This is a genomic window from Citrobacter sp. Cpo089 (assembly GCF_030332695.1).
Classification (GTDB): domain Bacteria; phylum Pseudomonadota; class Gammaproteobacteria; order Enterobacterales; family Enterobacteriaceae; genus Citrobacter; species Citrobacter portucalensis.
In genome coordinates, this window is the sequence record NZ_JAOWHJ010000077.1 from 1 (window position 1) to 3,565 (window position 3,565).

A 3,565-nucleotide genomic window follows, 5' to 3' on the forward strand; every position below is an offset into this window, starting at 1 on the left:
GACAGGCTCCGGAAGACGGTTGTTGCGCACGTATTCGGTGAACGCACTATGGCGACGCTGGGGCGTCTTATGAGCCTGCTGTCACCCTTTGACGTGGTGATATGGATGACGGATGGCTGGCCGCTGTATGAATCCCGCCTGAAGGGAAAGCTGCACGTAATCAGCAAGCGATATACGCAGCGAATTGAGCGGCATAACCTGAATCTGAGGCAGCACCTGGCACGGCTGGGACGGAAGTCGCTGTCGTTCTCAAAATCGGTGGAGCTGCATGACAAAGTCATCGGGCATTATCTGAACATAAAACACTATCAATAAGTTGGAGTCATTACCCATTGGTTTTACTCGTCGTCGGGGAAATGATCATTTATTACGCGATGCATTGCTGTTCCCTGAAAAATAATGAAACAATTAATTCATGGATTAAATGAATTAATACAAAATAGATATTGATTGAAATAAGCACATTAGATTATGAACCTAATGTGCTTTTTAATTGTGAGTGTTATTAAAATAACAACCACGATCATATTTTGTTGGAAATTTCACTCGTATGCTTCCTACCTCTTTTGAGTAATTAAGGATCGTACAATGGCTGCTTCAACATTTTTTATTCCTTCTGTGAATGTAATTGGCGCTGGTTCATTAAAAGATGCAATGAATACAATGGCGGAATATGGTTTTCGCCGTACGCTGATTGTCACGGACGCCATGCTGGCGAAATTAGGTATGGCGAGTGAAATTCAAAAAGCGCTGCAGGAACGTGATATTTTCAGCGTAATTTATGATGGTACGCATCCTAACCCTACGACCAGTAACGTTGCTGCTGGCCTGAAAATGCTGAAAGAAAATGACTGTGATAGTGTTATTTCTCTCGGCGGCGGTTCCCCGCACGATTGTGCGAAGGGGATTGCGCTGGTGGCGGCTAACGGCGGCGATATTAGTGATTACGAAGGCGTTGACCGCTCTGCAAAACCGCAACTGCCGATGATTGCCATCAACACTACGGCGGGTACGGCATCTGAAATGACCCGCTTCTGCATCATTACCGATGAAGTACGCCACATTAAAATGGCGATTGTGGATAAGCATGTTACGCCGCTGCTGTCCGTCAATGACTCCTCGCTGATGGTCGGTATGCCGAAGTCTCTGACGGCGGCTACCGGTATGGATGCGCTGACTCACGCTATTGAAGCCTATGTTTCTATTGCCGCGACCCCTATTACCGATGCGTGCGCGCTTAAAGCCGTCACCATGATTGCGGAAAACCTGCCGGTCGCCGTGGAAGAGGGCAGCAATGCTCAGGCGCGCGAAGCCATGGCCTATGCGCAGTTCCTCGCAGGTATGGCCTTTAACAATGCCTCTCTGGGATACGTGCATGCGATGGCGCACCAGCTGGGTGGCTTCTACGATTTGCCACACGGAGTATGTAATGCCGTACTGCTGCCGCATGTACAGGTATTTAATAGCAAAGTGGCTGCCGCCCGCCTGCGCGATTGCGCCTCGGCAATGGGTGTGAACGTTGCTGGTCTGAGCGAAGAGCAAGGGGCAGAAGCCTGCATCGCAGCGATTCGCGAACTGGCGCAGAAAGTGAATATTCCAGCTGGGCTGCGTGAGCTGAACGTGAAAGAAGAAGATTTTGCCGTTCTGGCGACTAACGCCCTGAAAGATGCATGTGGTTTCACTAACCCGATTCAGGCGACACATGAAGAAATCATGGCGATTTATCGTGCTGCCATGTAATTCGTGATACCTGTCGTAAAGCAGTAAAAGGCTGGCGAATTATTCGCCAGCCCCGTCTACCCTTGTAGTACCCCTACAGCAAGGAGACGGTCATGACCAATAACCCCCCTTCAACGCGTATTTACCCCGGCGAGTATGGTTACCCTCTGAAGTTAAAAGCCCGATACGATAACTTTATCGGCGGTGACTGGGTCGCCCCGGCGGACGGTGAGTATTACCAAAACCTGACACCGGTGACCGGGCAACTACTGTGCGAAGTGGCCTCTTCCGGCAAAAAGGACATCGATCTGGCACTGGATGCCGCGCACAAAGTAAAAGACAAGTGGGCGCAGACATCCGTGCAGGACAGAGCGGCGATTCTGTTCAAAATCGCCGATCGTATGGAGCAAAACCTGGAACTGCTGGCGACGGCAGAAACCTGGGATAACGGTAAACCCATCCGTGAAACCAGCGCGGCAGATGTGCCGCTGGCTATTGACCATTTCCGCTATTTCGCGTCCTGTATTCGTGCACAGGAAGGGGGAATCAGCGAGGTTGATAGCGAAACCGTGGCTTATCACTTCCATGAACCTCTTGGCGTGGTAGGGCAAATTATCCCGTGGAACTTCCCGCTATTGATGGCCAGCTGGAAGATGGCGCCCGCCCTGGCAGCCGGTAACTGCGTGGTGCTGAAACCCGCGCGCCTGACGCCGCTGTCCGTACTGTTGCTGATGGAAGTCATCGGCGATCTGCTCCCGCCTGGCGTGGTGAACGTGGTCAACGGCGCAGGGGGGGAAATCGGTGAGTATCTGGCGACGTCAAAACGTATTGCGAAAGTGGCGTTTACCGGCTCAACGGAAGTCGGGCAGCAGATCATGCAGTACGCCACGCAGAACATTATTCCTGTCACGCTGGAGCTGGGCGGGAAATCACCCAATATCTTCTTTGCGGACGTGATGGATGAAGAAGATGCGTTCTTTGACAAAGCGCTGGAAGGTTTTGCATTGTTTGCCTTCAACCAGGGCGAAGTATGTACCTGTCCGAGTCGTGCGCTGGTACAAGAATCCATTTACGAACGTTTTATGGAAAGAGCCATTCGTCGGGTGGAAAGTATCCGTAGCGGCAACCCGTTAGACAGCGTGACGCAAATGGGCGCGCAGGTGTCGCATGGTCAACTGGAAACCATTCTGAATTACATCGACATTGGTAAGAAAGAAGGAGCAGATGTTCTCACCGGCGGGCGGCGCAAGCAGCTGGATGGCGAGTTAAAAGAGGGTTACTACCTCGAACCGACCATTCTGTTTGGTAAGAACAACATGCGGGTTTTCCAGGAGGAGATCTTCGGGCCGGTGCTGGCTGTCACGACGTTTAAAACCATGGAAGAGGCGCTGGAAATCGCTAATGACACCCAATATGGGCTTGGCGCTGGCGTCTGGAGTCGTAATGGAAATCTGGCGTACAAAATGGGACGTGGGATTCAGGCGGGGCGAGTTTGGACCAACTGTTACCATGCTTACCCTGCTCATGCGGCGTTTGGTGGCTATAAGCAGTCGGGTATCGGGCGCGAGACGCATAAGATGATGCTTGAGCATTATCAGCAAACCAAATGCCTTCTGGTGAGCTACTCTGATAAACCACTGGGGCTGTTTTAATTTCACGTCACCTACTGCCCGGTCGCGTTTAGCGTACCGGGCATCAAGTTATGTCCTCAGGTAAGTGGCTGGGGTGAACGAACGCAGCCAACAAAGAAGCAGCTCAAAAGACGACGGGTGATGCTGCCAACTTACTGATTTAGTGTATGATGGTGTTTTTGAGGTGCTCCAGTGGCTTCTGTTTCTATCAGCTG

General features: G+C 51.4%; 2 protein-coding genes and 2 pseudogenes. All 4 read left to right on the top strand.

Annotated elements, in window-relative coordinates:
• A pseudogene (locus OGX92_RS23275) lies at window positions 1-315 on the top strand (IS1-like element IS1B family transposase); the annotation flags it as partial.
• A gap of 16 nt (window positions 316-331) precedes the next feature.
• A pseudogene (locus tag OGX92_RS23650) lies at window positions 332-400 on the top strand (hypothetical protein); the annotation flags it as partial.
• Window positions 401-588: 188 nt separating this feature from the next.
• A complete protein-coding gene (gene yiaY / locus OGX92_RS23280; RefSeq protein WP_003827343.1) occupies window positions 589-1,740 on the top strand; it encodes an L-threonine dehydrogenase in 1,152 nt (383 codons plus the stop codon).
• Between the two features lie 92 nt (window positions 1,741-1,832).
• Window positions 1,833-3,371, top strand: a complete 1,539-nt coding sequence (aldB, locus tag OGX92_RS23285; RefSeq protein ID WP_003827344.1) for an aldehyde dehydrogenase AldB — start codon at window positions 1,833-1,835, stop codon at window positions 3,369-3,371.
• Window positions 3,372-3,565: the final 194 nt, after the last annotated feature.

Excerpts from the sequence above, each read along its gene's own strand:
- aldB (WP_003827344.1), top strand. The coding sequence starts at position 1,833 with ATGACCAATAACCCCCCTTCAACGCGTATTTACCCCGGCGAGTATGGT.
- yiaY (WP_003827343.1), top strand. The coding sequence starts at position 589 with ATGGCTGCTTCAACATTTTTTATTCCTTCTGTGAATGTAATTGGCGCT.